Genomic DNA, 23872 nt, shown 5'->3' on the forward strand with positions numbered 1-23872 from the left:
TAATAAACATAAAAATAATCCGGCTTTTTAAGCTGCCTTCTTGACTTCCCTGAAGTGAATGTCTTCATTATGCTCTATGCGTAATAAGACAGGTTCCAGTAACTCACCGTTGTCGGTGTATCAATCAGATATTAGCCTATTTTTTACTTTTGATGGGTTTTCTACATGAAAAAGAAATATAGGGCCAAACATTGCAGAAACATGGTGGGAAGAATGGGGCAGAGCTCCAGTTTTCCAGAAATCCAGATTTCTGCACTCATGCACGGTGATGAGTCCACATTGCCATGCACTGCATCAATCTTCGTGGGGGGTGAGAGTGACGGTTGGGGACAGAGTAGAAACCTGGAAAACTGGAAAACTGGAACGCCGATACCTGGCATCGCACTCCACCGCCCGGATTTCAGGTTTCCAGAATTCCAGCGCTCCGTGCATCCCTCCCCAAAAATCTGCAACGCCGCAACATCGATGCCCAGCTTGGGTTGTAGCGTTGCGGCAACGTTGAGGATAATGCCGGGTTGCGCCACGCCGCCACGCGTGATGCCCCAATGCGACACATTGCGGGTATGTGGCGTTTTATCCGCAACACCGAGTGCTATGTCTGCCATGGTTTTCGGTCAAACGTTGCGTTGTGGCGGCAAAATTCCGAGAGGATGACCGCCCCTCCCTCCCCTCCACTGCCCTCCTGTCAGTCAATGGCCCCCAGGATACCCTGTGCTTCTGGGTACTCCAACATGTACTCCTGCAACCAGTGATACTGCCGGGTGCAAGTTTGAGCGAACTCATGATCACCTCTGAAAAAATTCCTGAATGAATGACTGAATCGTTAACGATGATTCACCTTAACTCAATAATTTAATTTAGCAATTCTTGAAGCGATTATCTACACACCTCATTGATAATGCTTGAGCTTCATTAATTTGGTCATGACTCATTACTTTTGATAATGTATTCAGCATTCTTCTAGCTTCATTAAAAGCATCCTGAACTAAAAGGCCGGGGCGATCAGGCATTGAAGAATACTCCATTAAGAAATTAAACCACATATACGCTCGGATAAAATCAATAGGAACTCCCAATCCTTTATAGTACAAAATACCTAATGCAAACATTGCTTTGGGTTCTACATGCTCTGCTGCAAGTAAAAATAATTCTTTTGCTCTCTCGTAATTTTGGAAGCTGTGATTATTAATGAAAATTACGCCTAGCTCAGACCAAGCTGAAATAACGCCTTGCTCTGCTGCAAGTGATAACCATCTTATTGCTTCTGGAATATTTTTCTGAACGCCATGACCTTCCCTATACATTATTCCAAGCATTGCTTGAGCCTTGACATTCCCTTTTTCTGCCAATGATTCGAAAAGCACTGCTGCTTTTATATATTCACCTTTATCGTAAGCGTCTGATGCATCAGTTAACAAATCGGCCTTTACAAGTTCAGCAACTAGAACTGCGACCAGGAAGAAAATAAGTTTTAGTTTTTTCATATATAAACCATTGATTTACAAATTAAATAATTAAATATATTTGTCTTTCCTGTATGCTGCTTAATAATTGCTATCACTGTTATTTTTGCTGCAGTAATAAAAAAGAAAAAATTGATTTTGTTTCCCCCTAATTGAGTAACGATATTTGAAACAGATAGCTTTAGTTTTTTTGGATTATTTCAATAAATAAGGTTTAGCTTGAGTATTTCTAATCTTTGGATTTTCTTGGAGCGAAATTCTTCACTAATTGCACAATAGGTAAGGCTGGGGCATGTCTCTCTCCCCTCTATCAATTCAACATAAATTGAATACAAATAGTTTATAAAGCTAACCAACAAATGAATTAACTAATTAATCTTTTTCTTTTTTTACTACATAAATAATTAACAATATGATCAGAACCACACCTATTCCTGCTATTGTTAAGCCTATGATTGTTGCAGGGTGGCTAAAATCAAACCCTCCGCCCTTTGTGAAGTTATGTAACGCTCCCATTTTATTTCTCCGTTGTTGAAATAATTCGCATGTAAGTGCAGGTCTCATCAGTGTTTACTTCTTATGAAAATAAGTCGGCTACGAATGCGATACTAATATCACCTATTATTCCCAGCACCCCTCTCTTCTTATTTATACCGAATATTTATCGGTACAATTTCGGTACAGTTGAGGTTATTTTTATAAATAAGATAGAGCGACACAATAATAAATATGTTATCCATCAATATGTTATCGACGGCTTCACGGTAGGGAGGCGTCTCCCTCCCCCATTGGTAACTCAATGATACTCATGGGGAATTGCAGGCCCAGGAAAGGGGTAGTAGGTGGAGGCACATTTGCCCCCAGAATTCCAGGTTTCCAGAATTCCAGAATTCCAGTTCCCCGTGCATCCCCCCCGAGTCTCTCTCAGCTCTCCCCAAAAATCCGCAACGCCGCAACATCGATACCTGGCATGGGTTTTAGCGTTGCGGCAACGTTGCGGAAGGGAGGCGCGGCTGTTAGGGAAGAAGTGTGGCGTTTTATCCGCAACACCGAGTTCGATACCCCGCTTGCATTTCGGGGAAATGTGGCGTTGTTGCGGCAAAATTCCGGGAATAGTGCCTCCCCCCACCCCCGCCTCAGTCGATCGCAGCGAGAATGCTCTGTGCCTCCGGGTGATCCAGCATGTACTCCCGCAGCCAGTGGTACTGCTGGGCGCATGTCTCGGCAAACCCGGCAATATCGCTAAACGACAGATGGCTGTAAGCGTAGAGGCATACGGTGATACCCAGGGCATCGGCGGACAAATCGCCTGCATAGCCATTGTGACAGATCACTTGGAAAGCGTGGTCTGCATACGGTGCCATATAAAAGCCGCCATTGCTCAGGGTGTAGAACTCCCAGTAACCACCGTTGTAGTCGGGAGATAGCTTCCCTGCCAGAGCATATACAGCGGGTTCCAGCTTCAGGGGGAAATGAATGCCAAACAACCGGGTTGTCTGCTCGATGCGTTGTTCATCGTCGACAAGCTGGCGCGTGATCACGGTATTACTGTTCATGTTTAGCTCCTATTCACAAAAAGAAATAGCAAAAAAATAAAAAAAGAAGGATGAGAGCAGCACAAATACATGTACTGCCCCCGCGTGGTATTGCCGTCGTGTTCCTCTCCAAATTCCGGACGTAGAAAACCCTCCGCATGGATACGGATCGTTTGATATGACCGGGGGAAAGAGAGGGAAAAAGGAAGAAAAGAATGAATGCTGATTGGATTGAGCGCTACTCTGAAGTACCTGCCAGGCCATCTTCAGGATTCATTCTCGCCATCAGACTGGCCTGAGCGATGACTGCATCCGGCAAGGCTTCATCCGGGATATCCCAGGTGAGGACTTCATTGATCGCGTCGATCAGGTAGTTTTGATAATGCATCATGGTTATTACTCCTTTTGTGGTAGCGAATGAAATAAAAAGCGATACCTGCCAGGGCAAATATCACGAGGAAAAACAAGGGATACAGATTGATCAGTGCAACTAAACCGATGAGACCAAACAGCCGGGTGCTGCTGAATAAAAGAGGCACAGCAAAGTGACCATGACGAGGGTCGTGGTGGTTGCCATGGATAATTTTTCTCCTAGAGATTGATGGGATGGGAAAGCCAGTGCCGATACTGCGAATAACTGCACCTTCAAATAAAGCTGGGAAGAACGAACTCACAGAAAACAAACAGGAAAGACACAATGAGGAAATTCTTGAAACTGGATCGGTATAGGTTCGGTATTGCAGGGCTGCTTCATTGCGAAGCCAGAAAACCCTTGTGCCTCTTGGAGTTGCAAGTGCTGGATTTCAGTCACCTACGGAATTTAACTCCAACACTCAGTTGGTAGGCTCAGTCGCCTTATCGCTGCTGGCTTTGGCTATCCCTCCGCGTTTGACTGGCTGAACAGTGGATTCAGATGGCTGTTTGCCCTTCTCTACTTTTGTATCAACAGCCGTATTGATGAGCTTTTTGATCTCCGCCATGAATCCAGCGGGATCGATACGCTCATACCCCCGTTTCTTCTCACCCAGTGGTTTCACCAATCCTTCCGCTTGCAATACCGCCAGCAGGAAAGCCGGGCTATTGAGGGAACGACCTTCGAACAGGGGAAGCAGGATATGCGATACGATGGGTCTGCTTTTGGGTTGCTTATCGAATGCTTGCTGTATAGCATCGAACGCTACCCACTCGTCGTTGAAGAACCCACCGCCGGTATTGTCTGTTACCCGGAAGCAGATATTGGATTCGGCATTGCACCCCACCTGATAGGTCAGGGTGGATTTACCCGAGAGTGAGCTGCAGGAATTCACCTTCAGAATCCGTATGTCAGGATTGGGCACATTGGATCGAGTGCGTTTCATGTTGGAACTCCTTTAATATTGATGTTGATGATTGGTTGCTGCTTTCATATAAGATGGCGTAAGAACCGCAACTATGATTACTTGAAGGTTGTCAGGACTGCGATACCGGCGTATTGCCGCTCGATGACTGTTACGAGATCGAGGATGCCCTTCTCTACACCGCCGATATCAGCCAGATATTGACGAGCAGAATCGAGATCGGTCGTCAGCCAGGATTGGATCGCACCTGCCAATTCAACCTGCAGGACTGTCACACCGGTCAATACAGATGGATAGCGACGAAGCAAATCGATCAACGCGAGGCATTCAGCCTGGGCACGCTCCATCTTGGCCTCGTACTCCATGATGGCTGCCCGCTCCTCGTAATCTTCACGCATATCGGGATCGAGCATAGCTACAATGTCCGCCACGAGCGGATTCAGGGGTGTTTCCATTGATGTCTCCTATAGAGAAGTGATACAGAAATAAAAAGCTAGATAGGCCAGCCTTATGTAGCTAGCGAGGTGGTGGGAGGTGGAGGGAAAAACTGAGAAACTGAAAAACTGGAATACTGGAAAACTGCCACCTGGAATTAGGCGGGATGAGGGGATTCAGGGCTGTTCGATTGCTGCGTATTCGGCACACATCGCCAACAAGTCGCCATCGATGCCTGGTTGCTTCGGGATAAACAGAGCGACGCAAAAGCCTTCATCGTTGAAGATGAAAACCATCTCGTAGCAATTGGCATGTTCCTCTAGCGCTTCGAAGGAAGGCGAGAAATCAGGTTCGCCATAGCGGGTGTCGTCGAAGAAATTGCGTAGTATGGGCCAGCCGACTTCCTGCTCCAGGACTTCGACACTATCCCCCGGCTCCACTACGATCATGTAGCCGTGGGTGTCGTAGTCGTAAGGTTCGACCCCACATATTTCCGAGAATCTTTGCTGCACTAGCTCTCGTATAGCAAGATCGGGGATGCGGTCTACCAGGGAAGGATCATTGAGGATGAGCATGAGTACCTCCTATGAAAGATAGATGAGAAAAAGCAAAACGCCCAGGGCCAAGAAATGACCGAGGGCGCTTTGAAGGATTGCGACGCTTTCAGATTGTCGAGCCCATAGCGTCGCCGAAGGCTCTTGTGGTTGTTGTTGGGTTAGTGTGTTGTTTTAAGCAGACGAAAGATGACAAATTATCAAAAATGGATAGTGGATTTGTATGAGCTGAGTATCCATACAACTTCATAAGAACTGCGATTTCATACGACTAAAGCACGATACTACTGTATCCATGGAAATAGGAATATGAATATAACACCGATGTCATTTTGTTTTAATCAGCGTTAAGCCATTAGTAGGAATGAAAATAATGATGAAAGTATTTTTATGAATGATGGAGTAATACAGAGATCTACATAAAAATTATGCCCCTTATTAAAGTAATGCCCTTATTAGAATCAATGCAGAATAAGCTGAATGTGCAGACTCAAATAGAGCAAAAATGCTCTGAGGGATGACACTTTCTAATCAAATGGAGAAAAAATGTACCATTTTCGCTATTCAATAATTGTAACCATATTTTGCCTAGGCCTTGCTGCCTGGTGGGGTTACAGCCAAGGGGGTGTCAGTGGAATTTTGCCAGCCCTTAGCATTGCCATAATCTTAGGCATTATGGAAGTTAGTTTGTCTTTCGACAATGCAGTAGTAAATGCATCTGTTTTGAAAGAAATGGATGCCAAGTGGCGGCAGATTTTCTTAACGGTAGGAATCCTGATTGCTGTTTTTGGGATGCGGCTCGTTTTCCCTATCGTTATTGTTGCTGTAGCAGCTGGTCAGGGCGTAATTGAAGTTTCTAAGATGGCTATAAATCAACCGGATGTTTATTCTGAACACTTGCATTCCAGTCATACCGCTATTGCTGCTTTTGGTGGCACATTCCTGTTCATGGTTTTTCTAAGTTTTTTGTTTGATGAAGGCAAAGAGCTGCATTGGTTAGGTCTCATCGAAGAAAAACTCGGACAGCTGGGCAAAATAGAATCAATCGAAATCATTATTGCGCTACTAGTTTTATGGAGCTTACAGAATTATCTACCATTAACACCTGAAGATAAGATGACTTTGCTGCTCTCAGGGTTAGGGGGACTTATCCTTTTTGTGATTGTTGACAGCCTCAGCAGCTTTTTTGAAACGAAGGAAGAGGGAGAAGCTATTGTAGAGGCAGTAAAACGCAATGGTTTAATGGGATTTATCTATCTAGAAATTTTGGATGCATCTTTCTCCTTCGACGGTGTAATTGGCGCATTTGCAATTACTAGGGATGTTGTCATCATCATGCTCGGCTTAGCTATTGGTGCCATGTTTATCCGTTCCATGACAGTATATCTGGTTAACAAAGGGACTCTGGATGAGTATGTATATCTTGAGCATGGCGCACACTACGCCATTGGCATACTAGCCCTCATTATGTTCTATTCAATTCACGAGCAAGTGCCCGAACTCTTCACTGGTCTTGTCGGTGTTGGTTTCATAGTTGCAGCAATGATTTCTTCACTAATCTACAAGAACAAACATCAAGCTATTTCAAATTAAGGAGATTAAAGATGGCAGTTTCATTGGCCAAAGGTGGCAATGTATCGCTTTCAAAAACGACACCTGAGCTTAAAAAGATTCTCATCGGATTGGGATGGAATACTCGTTCGACGGACGGACAGGATTTTGACCTTGATGCAAGTGCGTTCATGTTGAATGAGCTAGGTAAAGTCAGAAGTGATGACGACTTCATTTTCTACAACAACTTGTTTTCGAGCTGCAAATCAGTTCAGCATACCGGAGACAATAGGACAGGCGCAGGAGATGGAGATGACGAAGCCATAATTCTTGACCTTGAGAAAATCCCGGTTGATGTTCAACGACTCGCTATTACGGTAACTATTTACGATGCTGACGAGAGAAAGCAGAATTTCGGCCAAGTCTCGGGCGCTTTCATGCGTATTGTGAATATGGAAAATGATATCGAACTTGCTCGTTTTGACCTTTCCGAAGATTACAGTACAGAGACTGCAATGATATTTGGCGAAATATATCGTCACAATGGTGAGTGGAAATTTAAGGCGGTCGGCCAAGGATTCTCGGGGGGATTAGATGCCATGTGTAATAACTTTAATGTAAAAGTTGCATAAAAAACTTAAAGGAGAATTGAATGCGTCGATTACCAGTCTATCTTTTGCTTGATACTTCAGGTTCTATGTCTGGAGAGCCTATTGAAGCTGTAAAAAATGGTGTTCAGGTTCTTGTGTCTACACTGCGTCAAGATCCATATGCTCTAGAAACTGCGTTCTTAAGCGTTATTACTTTTGACAGTTCTGCCAGACAAATTTGTACTTTAACCGAACTAGTTGCATTTCAGCCACCCAGTTTGGTTGCAACGGGCTCTACTGCTTTTGGTGAAGCGCTTGAGCTGCTAGCACAAAAAATTAGTAGTGAGGTTACAACCACTACTACAGAAGTTAAAGGAGACTGGAAACCCCTTATATTCATTATGACCGATGGTGAGCCGACCGATAACTGGCAAAAGGGAATTCAGGCGCTGAAGAATGTAAAGACAGGTGCCATCGTCGCTTGCGCGGCCGGTCCGAACGCAAACACTAACATACTCAAGAAAATTACTGAAATTGTTGTTCAACTAGATACTGCTGATTCTGCAACGATTAAGGCATTCTTCAAATGGGTGTCAGCTTCAATTTCAACAGGTAGCCAGAAAGTTGATTCTGGTCAAAAAGAAGTTAAAGGTCTCGATGATCTACCTCCACCACCACCCGAAGTCAATGTAGTCGTTTAATTCAAGGGGAAAATCATGACTGTTAGTCTTAAAAAGGGGCAAGGCGTTAGTCTCAAGAAAGAAGATTTCGATCTGTCCAAAGTGACCATTGGTCTTGGCTGGGACGTAAATGAAGAAAAAAAGGATGGGCTGCTAGGCTTTCTATCAAGCAAACAAGAAGAATATGATTTAGATGTTGTCGCCTTCCTAATTGGTGAAAATGGCAAAGTAAATGATTTAGGAGCAACTGAAAACGGCAGGCCTTCTCTAAAAAATGGCGACGTTATTTTCTTTAACAGCCTCAAGCATCACTCTGGCCAAATTTGGCTCACTGGAGATAACCGAACCGGTGATGGTGATGGTGATGATGAACAAATTATCGTTAATCTGAATGCTCTTCCTGACAAATTTGTCAAGATATTGTTTGTGGTGCAAATTTATGAGGGAAAGTCGCGCAAGCAAGATTTTAGTAAAGTTCAAAATGCATTTATCCGAGCTGTAGATGCTAAGGGCAGGGAAATGGTCCGTTTTGACCTTTCTGGTGATTCCAGTTACTCAAACTACTGTTCACTTACTTTTGCAGAGTTGGTTCGTGAAAGTAAAGAGAATTGGAAATTCAATGCCATTGGCAATCCGCACGAAGAGAGTAGCTTTGTTTACATTCTAAGGAATTATACCTAGTCATGAGCGAAAGAAGACTGCCAGTCTATCTTCTCCTGGACACATCGGGTTCTATGCGAGGAGAACCTATCCAATCCGTTAATGTGGGATTGCATAGTATGGTCAATGCATTGCGTCAAGATCCATACGCGTTGGAATCGGTGCATCTGGGACTAATTACTTTTGATATTGAAGCTAAAGAGATTTTCCCATTGACTCCCCTAGAGCAGATTCAATTACCAGAAATTAAGGTTCCAAACTCAGGTCCCACTTTCCTGGGGGAAGCATTAAAACTGCTGGCACAACGGTCAGATTTAGAGATTATAAAGAGTACACCTGAACGAAAAGGTGATTGGCGCCCGTTGTTATTCATCATGACCGATGGAAGTCCGTCTGATCTCCAAACTTTTCGTGACATGATTCCAGAAATCAAAAAAAGGAATTTTGGCAATATCATTGCATGTGCTGCCGGACCAAAAGCTAGAAATGAGATTCTTAAAGAGCTGACAAACAACGTGGTTCACCTGGACACAACCGACTCCGCGACTTTTTCTCAATTCTTTAAGTGGGTGTCTGAGAGTGTCTCTATTGGTAGCAGCAGCGCTGGTGTGACTGAACCAACTCATCTGCCTCCGCCTCCACCCGAAGTGCAGGTGGTGATTTAAAACAGAAAAATTTAGGAGATCACGATACGCCAAGTAGGCTCAAATGCCATCCGGTATTTTTTAGATGATATGCGCTGGATAGGTAATTAAGTAATTAATGACTCTTGCAAGGTAAGAATAGACTAAGAGAGAAAACTAAATGCGTCGTTTACCCATATATTTCGTCCTTGATGTTTCCGAATCGATGGTTGGTGAAAACCTGAAAAAACTGGATGATGGAATTAACAGCATTATCCGTACGCTGCGTCAGGATCCCTATGCACTTGAAACTGTGCATGTAGGTGTGATCGCTTTTGCTGGCAAGGCAAGGACCATTGTTCCCCTTATTGAGGTGGCCTCATTTTACCCTCCAAAACTACCTATTGGCAGTGGTACCTCTCTCGGTCGTGCACTCTTCCATTTGATGGCTGAGTTAGACAAATCAGTTGACAAAACCACACTAGAGCACAAGGGTGACTGGAAACCAATTATCTATCTGATAACCGATGGCAAGCCAACAGACTCTGTCAGTAGTGCTGTAGCCAAATGGAAAAGTGATTACGCAAATAGAGCGACTCTGATCGCTATTGCTCTTGGTCGCTTTGCCGACACTGGCGTTCTTAAGCAGCTTACGGAACATGCATTGATTCTTGAAAATACCACCGATGAGGACTTTAAGTTATTCTACTCATGGATTACTGATTCTGTTAAGAGTCAAAGCAAAAGCGTCAGTGACATACCGTCTGACGACGCTAATCTTGCTAAACTTGACGAGACGATTCTATCGCTTGTCAAGGATACAATGGATTTCCGCAAAGTTGACCCAGACTACGTGATTCTTACTGGTCGCTGTCAGCGGACACGTCTTCCATATTTGATGAAATATGAACGCAATACTCAGCAGGTTAAGCACCAAGATTTCTCTATGGTCGCTACTAACTACACGATTTCAGGCTGTTATCCCCTTGGAGAAGAATATTTCGAATGGTCTGATACTGGGAACGGTCAACTGAAAGTTAATACTAGCGAATTGCTAGGCACCCCGGGCTGCCCACACTGCGGGAATATATCGGCATTTGCGATATGTGCATGTGGCGGAATCATGTGCTTAAACGGGCTAGGAACTGCGGTTTGCCCGTGGTGTGAAAAGGAAGTGACGTTCAGCATCGGGAGCGGTGATGATGAAGGCTTCGATGTGAATCGTGCACAGGGATAAAAACTATGAAACGAACTTTTGAATTTAAATTTCTACTCTGTGGGGTTATTGAAGAAATGCTCAGCCCCAAAAATGGGGCAATGGGTAGGTTGAGAGGTGATGTTACAGATATAGAGGAAATAAAAAAATTTGCAAAAAAAGAAGAGATAATCGATGCAACCCATGATTGCCTGGTTAAAGCGATACAGCCATTATGGGATGAACATTGTAGTAAATCTATTAACAAGAGAACAATTAGTAATTCAATGGGTAGTTTGGTGAAAATAGAAGACACTAGCAAAAGTGACACCCAAGAGACGAACACGGTGTCCATGCCAGAAGATAATAATACTCCTGCAAACTCTGATGATATCCTTCAAAAGGCGCCACTTACTATGACACCAAACCAAAAAATATCATTTAATCTTCAGAACGCAAAAGTTGGTGAGCTCTATTCTGCAGTTCTACAAATTCAAGGCGAGAATAACTTAAAGAAAGTAGTTATAAAAAAAATTGTATTTCCCGAAGGAATTGGCCTTTCAGCGGAAGCACCTGATTTTAGATCAATTATAGGTACTCCCTTGAAAGATGGAGAATACAAAATTTTTGTGGCTTATCACTTTCAAGATACAGGACCTGAGAGCCCTACAATTGATAGTGAATTCAAATTGTTCATTAATCCAGACCCAAAATCGCTTTGGAAAAAATTAGACCCTGACCCCAATGATCCTTATTCTAAGAGCAATGAGGCCAAGTACTTAGCTGATGGTACTGATAATCGGATGCTATTAGCAGCAAGCCGTCGTGGTCGATCCCACGAACATAGCGGTACTTTTCGTGATGACGATTTTTACTTAGTTTCAGAGAATGGTTGGAATATTCTTGCTGTGGCCGATGGCGCTGGGAGCGCAAAAAGCTCTCGTGAAGGATCTAGAATTGCGGTTAGAAAATCTGTGGATCATCTTAAAAATTGTCTTCAGTCTCAAGGTACAAAAATTGAGCAGGAAGCCAAATTATGGTCTTCTGGAGACAAAAACGCTCAAGTCAAGACTGCGCTTTATGAAACATTTGGGCAAGCTGCTCATACTGCTGTGAAAGCAATTGAGGAAGAGGCTTCCTCTAAAAACGCAAACTCCAAAGAATATTCAACTACATTACTTTTGGCTGCGCATAAGAGATTACCGATTGGCCATTTTTTTGCTGCATTTTGGGTTGGTGATGGTGGAGTCGGCATTTATCAAAAAGGTAAAAAGGTTGAGCTATTAGGTAAGGGAGACAGCGGCGAATTTGCAGGACAAACAAGATTTCTCGATAAGCAAGTTATGACCGGAGAAGAGATCATGAAACGTTTGAATTTTACTATAACTGAAGATTTCACCAGCTTAATTTTGATGACCGATGGAGTTACTGATCCAAAATTCGAGACCGATAATAACCTTTCTAGCCTCCAGAAATGGGATGACCTTTGGAATGAGCTTGAGCCATTAATTACAAATGAAGCTACAGCACCTGATGAGTTACTGAAGTGGCTAGAATTCTGGTCTCCGGGTAATCATGATGATCGAACAATTGCCCTGCTCTACTAATAATATTTGCCATGGCTAAAGGAAAAATTATCAAGACTCAAACAACTGATGGAAAACCTATCGAGTATGTTGACCAAATTATTGGTTCAGGCGGGATGAAAGATGTTTATTTCAGCCCGGACAGGAGTTATGTGGTTGCGTTTTTTAGAGATAAGCAGGATTTTCAAGCCAAAGAGCGGCTTGAGATGATTGCAGGAAGATTTAGAGAGAATATATACAATAACATAGGAGGAGAGTACTGGAAAAATCTCTATTGTTGGCCAACTCATGTTGTAGAACACGACAATAAGATTGGAATTGTTGCCCCGACTTACCAAAAGCAGTTCTTCTTTGAATTTGGGTCAAAGAATAATGATTTTCTCGGAATAAAAGAAAAAGAAAAAGAAGGAAAATGGTTTGCAAGTGCTAGCAATCAGAATCGCTTCCTAGATCCTCGTGAACGTGGAAACTGGCAGAATTATCTGCGAATCGGGATATTGTTAAGCCGCGCGGTCAGGCGACTTCATGCCGCTGGTCTTGCACACTCTGACCTCTCATATAAGAACGTTTTAGTAAATCCAGTCACTGGAGCGGCCTGCATTATCGACATTGATGGGTTAGTCGTGCCTGGAAAGTATCCACCTGATGTAGTTGGAACACCAGACTTCATTGCTCCTGAAGTTATCATGACGAGCCATCTAAAGAAAGACGATCCCAATAGGAAACTCCCTAGTATTAATACAGATCGTCATGCACTAGCTGTTCTGATATACATGTATTTACTGTATCGCCACCCACTGAGAGGAGATAAGGTACATGATATGGAACCACAGAAAGATGAAATACTTTCCATGGGAGAAAAATCGCTCTTCGTGGAGCACCCTACAGATACTAGCAATCGCATCAGAATCGCAAACGTTAAACCCGCTGAGCTGCCCTGGAAAGATACGTCAAAGATTTCATATACGATAACAGGACCCTATCTTACACCTCTGTTCCAGAGAGCATTTATTGATGGTCTTTTAGATCCATCAAAACGTCCAACTGCTGATGAATGGGAAGTTGCATTGGTCAAAACAATCGATCTGCTCCAACCTTGCCAGAATACTAGTTGTGACCAGAAATGGTATGTTTTTGACAATTCAATCAAACCGAAATGTCCATTCTGCGGAACAACTTATAAAGGTAAGCTGCCTGTATTAAATCTCTATTCATCAAGAAAAGAGGGACAGTTTCGCCCGGAAAATCATCGTCTAATGGTCTACACCAATCAATCCCTTTGGGAATGGCATACAAACCGCAATGTAGTGCCCAATGAGCGACTCTCCGACAAACAAAAGAAGCGCGAAGGATATTTCGTTTTGCATAATAATACCTGGTATCTGGTAAACGACCGCATGAACGAATTGATGGATGTTACCGACTCCAATCACAAAAAAATTATTCCAGTTGGCAGCAAAGTTGAGCTTACCGACGGGAAACGGATTCTTTTCTCCAGACAAGATGGAGGCCGTCTAGCTGTAGTTCAACTAGTTGAGAGTAAATAGTGATTAGTCCTACATGGCGTTTCATCACCTCTCGGCCCGTCTATTTTTTAGCATTTGGGATTGGTACGGGGTTAAGTCCGAAAGCTCCAGGAACAGTGGGCACCCTGGTTGGATACCCGCTCTACTTTCTCATGATTGCTTATCTACCTTTCGAAGTGGTAATGCGCGTTTTGGCAGTCATGTATTTGATAGGTATATGGATTTGCGATGTGGCAGGCAAGGCCGTTGGGCTAGCGGACCATCCTGGCATCGTTTGGGATGAAATCGTTGCGATGGCACTGGTGCTCTGCTACTCCCCACAAAACATCTATGGATACATTGGGGCTTTCGTGGCGTTTAGGCTGTTTGATATCATCAAACCATGGCCAATAAATCTAATAGATGAGCGAATGAAAAATGGCCACGGAGTTATGCTCGATGATCTTTTGGCGGCTGGCTATTCTATAGCCCTCATTCAATTAGTCATATACTTTCCTATCAACTAGCTTGTACCTTTCTGGCAGAGAAATTTTCGTCATCCCATTAACCAAGCATCTTTGATCTGGTCAAGTTTTGACTGTTTAATCAAATAGCTGAATTTAGCGACAGCGAATACCTCTATAGACATTTAAGCCTAATCAAAGCAAAGCAGCAAAGCAAAGCAATTAGTTGCGTGCAAGAAGTACAGGACGCCAAGTGGAAACAAAATCATAAGTCCGGTGCTCACTCCGCCATACTCATCAAATTACCTCGATAATATCTCTATATTACAATGAGTTATCCATCGATGGCGTCCCATTCCTGTCTAATACCAGTGACCGCCGGATTAACAGTCCGGCACCCTATATTATGTCCATAAAGAGATGAACAATCAGAAAAATTGGCATCGTTTCTCAATGATGGATCTGTAACCAAATTACTCTGTTTGACACTGATTAACATTAGCAAAAAATGGCCCATGCCAGTAAGAAATTGGAAGCCAGCATTAAACAGGTTTATCATTCAGCTTGAGGAAAGAATGCCTTGGCAGTATTTAAAACCAACCCTTTACACAAAATCCAGGATACTCTCTCATCACTGCTCTCTTGAATACAATCCGCATCGTTTTAAAAAGAGGTATCTGGCTACGACAGCAGCAAATCCTCGACATTACGGAATGCTGCCATTTCAACAAATTCTTAGCAATGAGAAATTGCACTCGTAGTTACTTTTATCAGGAATGAAAGCAAAAAATAGTGGGAATCAGCTAATCGCAGTTGATGTCGATGGAAGTAAAGGTTGGAGCTGAAAAGCTGACCTCAGACAAAATCAAATGTCACATCATCCCGTAGCAGCAATAGATTCCTGATCTACGTTTTCAGCTTCTGGCTTAAAATGGAAAAAGCGCAAAATAGCCACCGCAAACTTTACGAAGAAGTGACTGTGAAGCACGCATTCATCGCACCGGAACTCTCTGATTATCCAGTTTCAGGGGCTTAAACTCAAAGTAATGACCGTTTCGAATCACACGTTATAAAAACATACCCAATCTGGAGTTTATGAATGGAATACCTTAATCAAGCCTGGATCATGTTAAAACTGGGCGGAATCATTATTCTGCCGTTATCTTTGCTGGGAGTCATCGCGCTGGCGATAATGCTCGAAAAAGCATTTGTTTACTGGCGCTTCGCCCGTCTCTCAAACGATTTGTTGAATCTCATCGAAACCTATGGCTTCAAGTGGGAAGACCTGGAAAAAATCCTGTCAGGACTGGATAAACGCCATTATTACAAGCGCTTCTTTGAAGTTGTGATTTCCAATCGGCACCAACCATTCTGGTGGACCGAATCGCGTGCAGCGGATGAAGCCCAGCTAATTGAAAATTCATTGGCACGCCGCCTCTGGGCGCTGGAAACAATCGTGACAGCTGCGCCACTGCTGGGGCTCGTAGGAACCGTTGTCGGCATGATGCGCGCCTTTCAAGTCATTGGCAGCGAAGGCATCGTCAATCCCACCGCAGTGACAGGCGGCGTTGCCGAAGCGCTCATCGCAACCGTTATTGGTCTAATCATCGCGCTGGTTGCGTTGTTTGGTTTCAATTACTTCTCACGCCTACAATCACAAACTATGGATGAAATGGAACGCCTCGGCACACGCTTGATCGATCATATCCGGCTGGATCTAAAGGAAGACACCCATGAAACTGCGTAAATCCAGAATGCCCCGGAAAGGTTATATCCAGATTATTCCTATGATCGATGTCATGTTCTTTTTACTCGCGACATTTATGCTGGCCTCGTTATCCATGCAGAATCTGGATTCTCTGCAAGTCAACTTACCCGAAGGCCAAGCCGAGAAACTCAGTGCCGAAAAGCCGGTAACTCTAACACTGACCAAGGACAGTGAAATTTTTATCAATAAGGAATCCGTTACCCTCGATACCTTGGCTACCACGCTCAAACCGCTGCTTCAGGATGCCAAGCAAAAATTGATCGTATCAGCGGATAATGAAGCACCACAGGGCATTGTGGTTCAGGCGATGCTTCGAGCGCGGAGTGCGGGCGTGCAACATTTTCTGATCGCAGTTCAGCATAAATAACTTCAATACTCCTTAATAGTTTGATAAAGCCCATAGCAATGAACAGCTTCAGATCAAGGGAAATTCGTCTCTGGTGGCCGCTACCGTTGGCGGCGCTGCTTTGGCTAATCATTATTTGGGCGTTTGGTTTTTACCTGACAGAGCCAGAAATCAAAGTCAGTATTGATATTCCTGACGCAATCGAAGCAGAATTCCTGGAGTTTCCAGAACTCGCGCAGCCACGAGAACCCGTTCCGCCACCACCCAAAGACATCGAGACGCAACCCCAGAATGAAGCGCAGCAAGTAAAAATAGCACCGGAGCTGGTAATGCCGCCGCCTCCGCGTCCCCGGTCCCTCACTCCACCCAAGCTACCGCCTGTCAAGAAGGATGCAATTGAAATGGCAAAAGTTACACCACCCAGGAAAAAAACCAGAACCGAGGCTCCCAAAAAGGAGGATACCGCCGCACCAACCGATTTATCAGAGTATATTAATCAAAGAAGAAGGCAACAAAATCGTCCGGTCGGTATTTTTGATGAACTTGAGAACAACAAAAATATTAATCCTGAACCCCAGCCCTCAGCAGAAGAGATCAGGATGGCAAGAGTCAAACGCAACCTGCAAATACCCGGCACCAATGGCATTTTCCAAATTATCAACATTGGCCCACGCTATGCACAGTTCTCGTTTCGCTCCTGGACAACCGGCGATAGCAATCCGCGGCGGGTATTAATTGAGGTTGAAGCAGGTCCGGATGGTGACATCAAGCGTGCAATCATCCGCAGGATGATCCAGCTCATTCGTCAGTATCATCAGGAAGACTTTAACTGGGAATCAGATCGCCTTAATCGCGTCGTCGTCCTGTCCGCACGCCCAGGAGATAGCGAAGGACTCGAAAATTTTTTAATGCGTGAGTTCTTTGGAGAACCTATCCCGCCTTATTTGCGCTGAGCGTCACTGTTCGCCAAGTTTGTTTTTTGTAGAACGCCAATAAGCGAAGTACATTGCGTGAGTAGTAAATCTTTGATATCTGCTCTGCGTATAGAAATAATAAATATTTTTTTACTAAGGGATCTTTCCCAGGTTCTTTCCGCGCTGGTCCAACCTATTGCCTATCGCTCCAAAGGTTGCAATTTAGGTTGAAGAAAACCGTTATTCAAAATTCAATGATGAGTGAAAACGGGACTCGAAGTCCGACATTCACACCACTGCGCCTATCAGACCAGACGCGTCAGAAAATATCTTTATAGAATAATTAGATACACGCAGATGGCTTACCAAACCGGATAAATCTGGGCACTGGATTGCCTTGATTTCAGTTTGATATCCTAAAAGATTAAGCAAATCTGCTTGTTACTTAACCCAATGTACTTCATATATGACAGCACATCTCACTCATTCTTTAAACCTGTTGAGAAGCGACCAAGGATAATCTTTCAAATGTTCCCGCAACTCTTCCTCACGATAGCGGTTAACTCGCGAAACAGCCAGAATTATTACCATGAGAATTGGTAGCGTAAATATAAAAATGCCGGTTAGTGCAACCAGATACTCACCAATCCAGAGCGATATCACCCAGTTGAAGATAAGCACCGACAAATAGAGAATCGGCCCCAACAGCGAGCGAAACGGTATAGCAAATATTTCGTATGGCGCCTTTTCTTCACCTCTACGGTCTATCTGCTGGAAAGCAGCCACCAATAAGAAACTGGTTAACAACCAACCAGCGTAGTTTGTGATCGGTACTCCAAAATGTAGTCCCGACTCGTGATAGCTGTATATCTGCCCGAGAAACCAGCGATCGCCCTGTAATGCCACCGGATCTATTATGATGTCTAGAAAGGTCTGCAAGAAAGCTCCTAGTATTAAAGCAGCCCATGAATGCCGGATGGCACGGGTCTCCAGTGTAATTAGATCAAAACCGCGTGTAGCTAGGGGCGATAGAATGAATAATGCTGTGGTGTAGCTGCAGTAGGTCAGGAAAACATAGGAGAGTGAATCGAAGAAAGGTACCCCCCAGACCCACAGCTCCCTATGGCTTGTGGTGTCTAGGTAATAGTACCAGCCATAGGGAAACCCGGTGCTAATGGAGAGCTTCTCCGATAAGAAAGCTATCAGGTATGCTGCGACGGTGAAAGTAAAAGTCTTACGCCAGCCTACATGCGGTACACAGAGCAAAAGAAATACCACGAAAAAGGTGAATACATAGGGACGCATGACAATGGTGCCGAAAGCGATATCAAGCATGAACAACTCCTTGGAGAAGGAAAAGGTGTCACAATGAAGTGTATTGTCAAATGTGGAAACTATCTGTTATGCCACGAGTAAGAATCTCGCATAAGATCGATAAGTAATACAACTTGTGTTAGCTAAGAACCCACGGAAAAGCTATAGCAAATTTTTTGATTTATATTAACTGTGAAATAGTTCTTCTTATTACGATATACCAATAATGGCATCTTAAATGCCATTAAGAGACAACTTATTGATATAACTATATGATTCTTTTTGACTCTCCGACCAGGGCTCGAACCTGGGGCCTGCGGATTACCAAACTAGTTGTTTTTATAAATATTAAGCTCGTCAGTGCTCGCCAATATCCGCCAATAACTGCCAGATTTGTCACGTTTTAGAATAGAGTATCCAATACTCAACACTTGAGTGCAGAGAGACAGCCTGGAGCTATCTATCATTTTGATTGAATTGATCTTATTCTTGCAATTATTTCATCATACTTAGCTAAATAATTGAAATCTTCTGGTATACCATGCGGCGGATGATCTAAATCGTGACCTACTTGGTCTAAATGGTCTGCAAACCAGGGCACTCCAATAGCCTCACCACGCTTGGCGGAAGATAAGGCTACTGCACCGTCATTATCTTCTTGAGTGACAATCCGAATGTACGCATAGGTTAATGACAAGGCATGACTAGTTTTATTTAAACTTCCATCCCGCCCAATACCGGCTATCCAAAAATAACTTACATTTGGATTATCTTCATATTCTTGATTGAATTTGTGCATTGCAACTGTAGTTAGGTCTTGTATACCATCTTTTTTTATTCCTAATTCAGAAAGAGATTTCAAGAACTCATTCACATTAAACCAAAGTTTCAAAAAATTGACCAAAGGGTTAAAGCCTAGAAAGAATAAATCTGCTAATGGTGACCCTTTATGTGGAGTTCCGATAGTAGTTAGGGAGGTGATCAAATTGGCGATATTATCAGGATTCGCTAGCGATAGAATAAAACGACTATCTAATCCACCCATGCTATGAGCGATAATATGAATTGGAGCTTTGGGATTAAAAAAGGGATATTCATTGGGATTATTAATTGCATTAATTATTTGTTGTCTCAATTGATTGCCTCGCTCTCTAATGCCACCTACTGGACTTACGTTCGCGACTAATACTTTGGCATTATGACTATTTTTAAGATGTTCCTCGACACCATTGAAATAATTTGTGGAACCGATTTTGTTTAACCCGAAAATTCCATGTGCCAAAACAATATTTATATCTGTATTCCCAGTTTCCGCAGATTCACTACTTCCTGATACAGAAGAAGATATAAAAATTAAACAGAATGCTAATATCATTGAAGCGCAAATTTTTTTCATTTATTTTTTCTAATCAGTTTGACTAAGTCTTGACAAGTTGGTTGTTAAACGAAATCAAATAATAATAAATTTCTTATCAATCATGATTTTGTCAATTCTATTAACGCCATTTTTTGTCACACAAATCATGTAACAGATTGATATTATTAAAACTAATACAGATTAACAGGTATTATAACTAGCTCTTTTTACTAATTTCATACCCACCTATGCTCGCCAATACACGCCGACAATCATCAGATTTGTCACGTTCTCTTTTCTGGAATTAATTGAGAAATATGCAACCGACTTGTGCTGACCCACCTTAAATTCCCACTCCCAATCAGAATCATTTACCAGCGTCTTAAGAATCCTTAACCATTTTCTGTTCAATGACCATGCATTGAATCTTTTATAAATAGTAATCCAGCAAACCAACACCCTGAACAGGTCTCACCACGGATAGCCAACCCGCATTCGATATAGTATTCCTTCTACCGTTATGCGCAGATTACACTTGTTATAAATTGCTGCTTGAAGCAGAATCTTCTCCAGCTTCGACTAGAACCCATCACTGGGCATTAATCGGGACATCGCAAACTCGTTTTGTCGGTGGTATAGGAACCCCAATATTACGAGTTTGTTTCTATCTATGAAATACTTATCTTAAAACGTCAACAGACTCTAGTTCACTCGGGTAATTTCCCGCAAGCTATTTCCCAGAGAGTTTTCGCAACGCTTCCAAGTATTACCGGCTCCCATTCATCTGGGTCACCATTCGAATAAACTACCTGCCCTTCCCCCATATTCGCACTGAATAAAGTGAATGCAAGCATTCTCGTCTGCTCTTGTTTGCAGTCATACTCTTTTTGATATTTTGAAGACAAGAACTCAATTCCACTGAATTCTTTCACAGTCTTAAAGTCCCCAAGTGACCACATCTTAACTTTGTTTTCTGTTTTCTGAATGGTGCCAAAATCGGTATATATTGTTACTGAACCATCAGTATTTTCATCCACCAAAGACCAGTCAGCCATCACGGTATGGGTTATCAAGGCCAGTATTGAAGTTAACAACATCTTTTTCATGCGCATTTGATTTTTTAGAGGTGCTCTTTACCCAAAAAATATCATAACAATTTTTGAAAATGGATTCTGGCGCTGCTATATGGTAACTTTCAAATACTGAGTATCATTCAAGGATGCGGTATGGCAAGTTACAACTGGAAGGATTACGCAGGAGAAGACCTGTGGTATCGTTACGAGAAAGCACCCCTCTCTCGGCCTGCACGCGATTCGATGTGGCAGGCCAAAGCCCTAGCCGCAGACTACATCGGACGTGCCAACGAGATTACACACGAATACGGTCGAGAACCACCTGATCAGCTCGAACTAGCACTTGATCTACTACTTCACGCCCGAGCTGACGCCGAGAAATCAATTTTTGCTGAACTTTTCCAGGGTAAGCAATCCTTCGACGGTCTGGTGGCGCTCCGCCGCACAGCTAATTGGGGAAGCCAGAATGGCGGCATAGCATCTGCGGTCGTCTGTCCTCGGCTTTTTATATCGCACCGGCAGGTTGATTACCCGTTGGCTCTACGTATCGCCCGCCTGGCTATCGACGAAGGTATCGAGATTTGGCTTGATGTTACCGACCCGACCCTGACCTGGCTCAATACTGTCGGGAGAAAGTGCTTCACTCGTCGCCAGGAGCAACTCCTAACTGCCGTAATAATCGAGATGGCGCTCCTGCATTCTTCGCACGTTATAGTGATCATGACCGGAAATACGATAGGATCAGGGTGGATCGGGTATGAATATGACCGCATCAAGGATTCGAGCCTTTATTCCCTGCAAGCTAGTTGCTGGATTCATCCTTCGCTAGGAGCAACACCTTGGGAGTATCTACTACTCGGGGTCAGCACCTGCGACGAAAACAGTATCAAACGCTGGTTTCGCGACGAACTTGCAGCGTGGAGTCGCAAGTATGGCAGCACGTCTTGCCTGGGCGTTGCAAAGAGCGATTGGCATCAAGAGTGGGGCGATCCACCACTACTCCCCAAAAGCTGATCAACCAGCCATGCGCAAAATAGTCTTTTCAAGTAGAACCTGACAATTCAAATAATTCTCGACAATGCACTTTTCATAGGAAACAGCTCAAAAACTCTACTTTATTGAGCTATGATCATTTCTAGTAATGACAGGGAAAGAAAACAAAGTAGCATATTGGTAAAGATCACGACGGTTAAACTACCAATGGAAAGTAAATACTGCTGAGATCATATTACAGACATCCAGAACATCAAATAGGAAACAAGACCATCAGTCTCCGGCGGACACCTCAGCATACGCATCAGAGCAGCTCATAAAATATCATTACAGAACAACTGATTATGTATAGACACCCCCGACCAGGGTTCGAGCCAGAAACCTTCGAATTAACAGACGCAGATCCCCTGAAACTCACTCTTGGAGAACCTGGATCAATTTTTCCTATGAAGCGACCCGTATCTACTGATAAACAGATACAAAAAAGGCCGTACATTAATGATTGACATCACGGCCTTCCTGTTTAGATTCTCGAACTGCTGATACTTGAACGTTTATCTCTAAATGAGCTGCTAATTTAATTTAGACTTTACTATCGATCGATTTATCAAACCAAGGTTACGTTTTTCTTCATCAAGCGCCATTTTCCGGTGAATAGCCGCTTCTTTCGTATTCTCTTTGATGGATTTTTCATACTGGCGGATATTTGCTAAAGTATGCGATTGAACATCTTGCCCCCGTCGCCCGTAATAATAACTGTGTCTTTCATATTCCTGTAGCAGCTCTTTCTGTGCCTGCAGTTTTGCTTTTATCTTATTAGCTACATCTTCGTAATGTTCAGCGACAGCATTATGATTATTAGGGTCAATGGAACGCAAATCGGCACTATGAGTTTCACCACTTTGATTGCTCGCTATCGGACTCATTTGAGCACATCCAGATAAAAAACCAAGCGCCAATACAGTCATCAAGAAAGTTATTACTCTCATCATAGCACCTCCATTAAACAACTTTAATCCTACTTCTTTACTTGCTTAAAAATTCCGTCATGTCACTTTTCAAGAATAGCCACACTAGGAATACGCTCTTTACAGGAAACATTTTTTAACGAATCTATCGCTTGATCTAAATATTTCAGTCTAATCCCAGTATCCATCATTTAGAACATTACTCATAATAAGGTTATATTTTCTAATACATTACCTTACTCACCACAATGAAACTAAATTCTTATAGTGCATAATAGTGACTTAGAACACAAAAAATAAGTACCAAAAGCGGAAATTAAATGTTTCTTTAATAGATACAATAAAATTGTATCTGCAGTTATGGTATGAACCTTGATATTGGAGTTACTAAATTGTGTAGATGGCAGAAAGAGTTGCTTGCATTTAAATAGATTAGAAATTTTATAGTCGCAGACATCCAGGCGATATTTTTATAGATTTGCCTTATTATTGAGCGATACAGCAAGTAAAGCAGTGCAATATACAATCCCAGCAGTCAACAACGATTTCTCCTAGAGAATTTTTGCAGCTATGCGATGCAAACTGAAGTGGTACCCAAAAACTGGACAGGTTGTTAAGCTCTGTCAAAACAGAAAAGGAGTGAAATAACCATGAGCAAGAAACGCGCGCAATATTCCAGTGAATTCAAAGCGAAAGTTGCATTGGCAGCCATCCGAGGGGAAGAAACCGTGCCGCAGTTGGCATCCCGGTATGGAATCCATCCGACCGAGATCAATAGCTGGAAGCGGCATTTGATTGAACAAGCTGCGGAGTTATTTGCTCGTAGTGATGGTGCCGGCAAAGACAAGGGCAGCATCGATGATTTGCATCGCGTGATCGGGCAGTTGACGTGAGACACGTGATTTTTTGGCCAGAAAGCTCAATCATTGAGTGTGCAGGAACGCAAGATGATGATTGAGCG

General features: G+C 43.1%; 27 protein-coding genes. 15 read left to right on the forward strand and 12 right to left on the reverse strand.

Annotation, left to right across the window (positions count from 1 at the left end):
- Nucleotides 1-161: 161 nt before the first annotated feature.
- A complete protein-coding gene (locus J5I83_RS06075; RefSeq protein ID WP_304054197.1) occupies nt 162-605 on the reverse strand; it encodes a hypothetical protein in 444 nt (147 codons plus the stop codon).
- A 23-nt stretch (nt 606-628) separates the two neighbouring features.
- Here J5I83_RS06075 and J5I83_RS06080 point away from each other — a divergent pair, with 23 nt between their 5' ends.
- A complete protein-coding gene (locus J5I83_RS06080) occupies nt 629-811 on the forward strand; it encodes a hypothetical protein (protein WP_304054203.1) in 183 nt (60 codons plus the stop codon).
- 46 nt (nt 812-857) lie between these two features.
- Here J5I83_RS06080 and J5I83_RS06085 read toward each other — a convergent pair whose 3' ends face one another.
- The 7 genes from J5I83_RS06085 to J5I83_RS06115 form a co-directional block, all read right to left on the reverse strand.
- On the reverse strand, nt 858-1484 hold the full coding sequence (locus J5I83_RS06085; RefSeq protein WP_304054204.1) for a tetratricopeptide repeat protein: 627 nt from the start codon (nt 1482-1484) through the stop codon (nt 858-860).
- A gap of 351 nt (nt 1485-1835) precedes the next feature.
- Nucleotides 1836-1979, reverse strand: coding sequence for a hypothetical protein (locus tag J5I83_RS06090; protein WP_304054205.1), 144 nt, complete (start codon nt 1977-1979; stop codon nt 1836-1838).
- 620 nt (nt 1980-2599) lie between these two features.
- Entirely contained in the window at nt 2600-3019 is a 420-nt protein-coding gene (locus J5I83_RS06095) for an antirestriction protein (protein WP_304054206.1), read from the reverse strand.
- A 217-nt stretch (nt 3020-3236) separates the two neighbouring features.
- On the reverse strand, nt 3237-3389 hold the full coding sequence (locus tag J5I83_RS06100) for a hypothetical protein (protein WP_304054207.1): 153 nt from the start codon (nt 3387-3389) through the stop codon (nt 3237-3239).
- Nucleotides 3390-3831: 442 nt separating this feature from the next.
- Complete coding sequence (locus tag J5I83_RS06105; protein ID WP_304054208.1) at nt 3832-4356, reverse strand: hypothetical protein; 525 nt, start codon at nt 4354-4356, stop codon at nt 3832-3834.
- Nucleotides 4357-4433: 77 nt separating this feature from the next.
- Entirely contained in the window at nt 4434-4790 is a 357-nt protein-coding gene (locus tag J5I83_RS06110; RefSeq protein WP_304054209.1) for a hypothetical protein, read from the reverse strand.
- Between the two features lie 156 nt (nt 4791-4946).
- Nucleotides 4947-5345, reverse strand: a complete 399-nt coding sequence (locus tag J5I83_RS06115; RefSeq protein ID WP_304054210.1) for a hypothetical protein — start codon at nt 5343-5345, stop codon at nt 4947-4949.
- Nucleotides 5346-5870: 525 nt separating this feature from the next.
- Between J5I83_RS06115 and J5I83_RS06120 the strand changes: the two genes are divergently transcribed.
- From J5I83_RS06120 to J5I83_RS06175, 12 genes are all read left to right on the forward strand, one after another.
- Entirely contained in the window at nt 5871-6917 is a 1047-nt protein-coding gene (locus J5I83_RS06120; protein WP_304054211.1) for a DUF475 domain-containing protein, read from the forward strand.
- An 11-nt stretch (nt 6918-6928) separates the two neighbouring features.
- Nucleotides 6929-7507 (forward strand): TerD family protein, encoded by a 579-nt coding sequence (locus J5I83_RS06125; RefSeq protein ID WP_304054212.1) that lies wholly within the window; start codon nt 6929-6931, stop codon nt 7505-7507.
- 20 nt (nt 7508-7527) lie between these two features.
- Nucleotides 7528-8166, forward strand: coding sequence for a VWA domain-containing protein (locus J5I83_RS06130; RefSeq protein WP_304054213.1), 639 nt, complete (start codon nt 7528-7530; stop codon nt 8164-8166).
- A gap of 15 nt (nt 8167-8181) precedes the next feature.
- Nucleotides 8182-8826, forward strand: a complete 645-nt coding sequence (locus J5I83_RS06135) for a TerD family protein (protein ID WP_304054214.1) — start codon at nt 8182-8184, stop codon at nt 8824-8826.
- Between the two features lie 2 nt (nt 8827-8828).
- A complete protein-coding gene (locus J5I83_RS06140; RefSeq protein WP_304054216.1) occupies nt 8829-9470 on the forward strand; it encodes a VWA domain-containing protein in 642 nt (213 codons plus the stop codon).
- Nucleotides 9471-9609: 139 nt separating this feature from the next.
- Nucleotides 9610-10665: a TerY-C metal binding domain-containing protein gene (locus J5I83_RS06145; RefSeq protein ID WP_304054217.1), complete on the forward strand. Its 1056-nt coding sequence runs from the start codon at nt 9610-9612 to the stop codon at nt 10663-10665.
- Between the two features lie 5 nt (nt 10666-10670).
- Nucleotides 10671-12230 carry a PP2C family serine/threonine-protein phosphatase gene (locus tag J5I83_RS06150; protein ID WP_304054218.1) on the forward strand — a complete coding sequence of 520 codons (1560 nt, stop codon included), beginning with the start codon at nt 10671-10673 and terminating at the stop codon, nt 12228-12230.
- Nucleotides 12231-12241: 11 nt separating this feature from the next.
- Nucleotides 12242-13756, forward strand: coding sequence for a kinase (locus tag J5I83_RS06155; RefSeq protein ID WP_304054219.1), 1515 nt, complete (start codon nt 12242-12244; stop codon nt 13754-13756).
- On the forward strand, nt 13756-14241 hold the full coding sequence (locus J5I83_RS06160) for a phosphatidylglycerophosphatase A (protein ID WP_369683397.1): 486 nt from the start codon (nt 13756-13758) through the stop codon (nt 14239-14241). Before J5I83_RS06155 ends, J5I83_RS06160 begins: the two co-directional genes overlap by 1 nt.
- 1036 nt (nt 14242-15277) lie before the next feature.
- A complete protein-coding gene (locus tag J5I83_RS06165; protein WP_304054220.1) occupies nt 15278-15925 on the forward strand; it encodes a MotA/TolQ/ExbB proton channel family protein in 648 nt (215 codons plus the stop codon).
- Nucleotides 15912-16313, forward strand: coding sequence for a biopolymer transporter ExbD (locus J5I83_RS06170; protein ID WP_304054222.1), 402 nt, complete (start codon nt 15912-15914; stop codon nt 16311-16313). The genes J5I83_RS06165 and J5I83_RS06170 overlap by 14 nt, the downstream gene beginning before the upstream one ends.
- Before the next feature lie 38 nt (nt 16314-16351).
- Nucleotides 16352-17245 (forward strand): hypothetical protein, encoded by an 894-nt coding sequence (locus J5I83_RS06175; RefSeq protein ID WP_304054224.1) that lies wholly within the window; start codon nt 16352-16354, stop codon nt 17243-17245.
- A gap of 444 nt (nt 17246-17689) precedes the next feature.
- Here the strand turns inward: J5I83_RS06175 and J5I83_RS06180 are convergent, their stop codons facing one another.
- The 3 genes from J5I83_RS06180 to J5I83_RS06190 all read right to left on the reverse strand — a co-directional run bounded on the left by J5I83_RS06180 (nt 17690) and on the right by J5I83_RS06190 (nt 20983).
- Nucleotides 17690-18541, reverse strand: coding sequence for a carotenoid biosynthesis protein (locus J5I83_RS06180; RefSeq protein ID WP_304054225.1), 852 nt, complete (start codon nt 18539-18541; stop codon nt 17690-17692).
- A 442-nt stretch (nt 18542-18983) separates the two neighbouring features.
- The gene (locus J5I83_RS06185; protein ID WP_304054226.1) at nt 18984-19916 is read right to left on the reverse strand and encodes a hypothetical protein; all 933 of its coding nucleotides are present in this window, start codon (nt 19914-19916) and stop codon (nt 18984-18986) included.
- Between the two features lie 668 nt (nt 19917-20584).
- On the reverse strand, nt 20585-20983 hold the full coding sequence (locus J5I83_RS06190; protein WP_304054228.1) for a surface-adhesin E family protein: 399 nt from the start codon (nt 20981-20983) through the stop codon (nt 20585-20587).
- Nucleotides 20984-21379: 396 nt separating this feature from the next.
- On the opposite strand from J5I83_RS06190, the gene J5I83_RS06195 reads away from it, so the two are divergent.
- On the forward strand, nt 21380-21964 hold the full coding sequence (locus J5I83_RS06195) for a hypothetical protein (RefSeq protein WP_304054229.1): 585 nt from the start codon (nt 21380-21382) through the stop codon (nt 21962-21964).
- 551 nt (nt 21965-22515) lie between these two features.
- Here J5I83_RS06195 and J5I83_RS06200 read toward each other — a convergent pair.
- The gene (locus J5I83_RS06200; protein ID WP_304054231.1) at nt 22516-22932 is read right to left on the reverse strand and encodes a hypothetical protein; all 417 of its coding nucleotides are present in this window, start codon (nt 22930-22932) and stop codon (nt 22516-22518) included.
- 629 nt (nt 22933-23561) lie between these two features.
- Here J5I83_RS06200 and J5I83_RS06205 point away from each other — a divergent pair.
- Entirely contained in the window at nt 23562-23804 is a 243-nt protein-coding gene (locus J5I83_RS06205) for a transposase (protein WP_304054232.1), read from the forward strand.
- The last annotated feature ends 68 nt before the right edge of the window (nt 23805-23872 follow it).

This window comes from Nitrosomonas communis, from assembly GCF_024102715.1.
Taxonomy (GTDB): domain Bacteria; phylum Pseudomonadota; class Gammaproteobacteria; order Burkholderiales; family Nitrosomonadaceae; genus Nitrosomonas; species Nitrosomonas communis_B.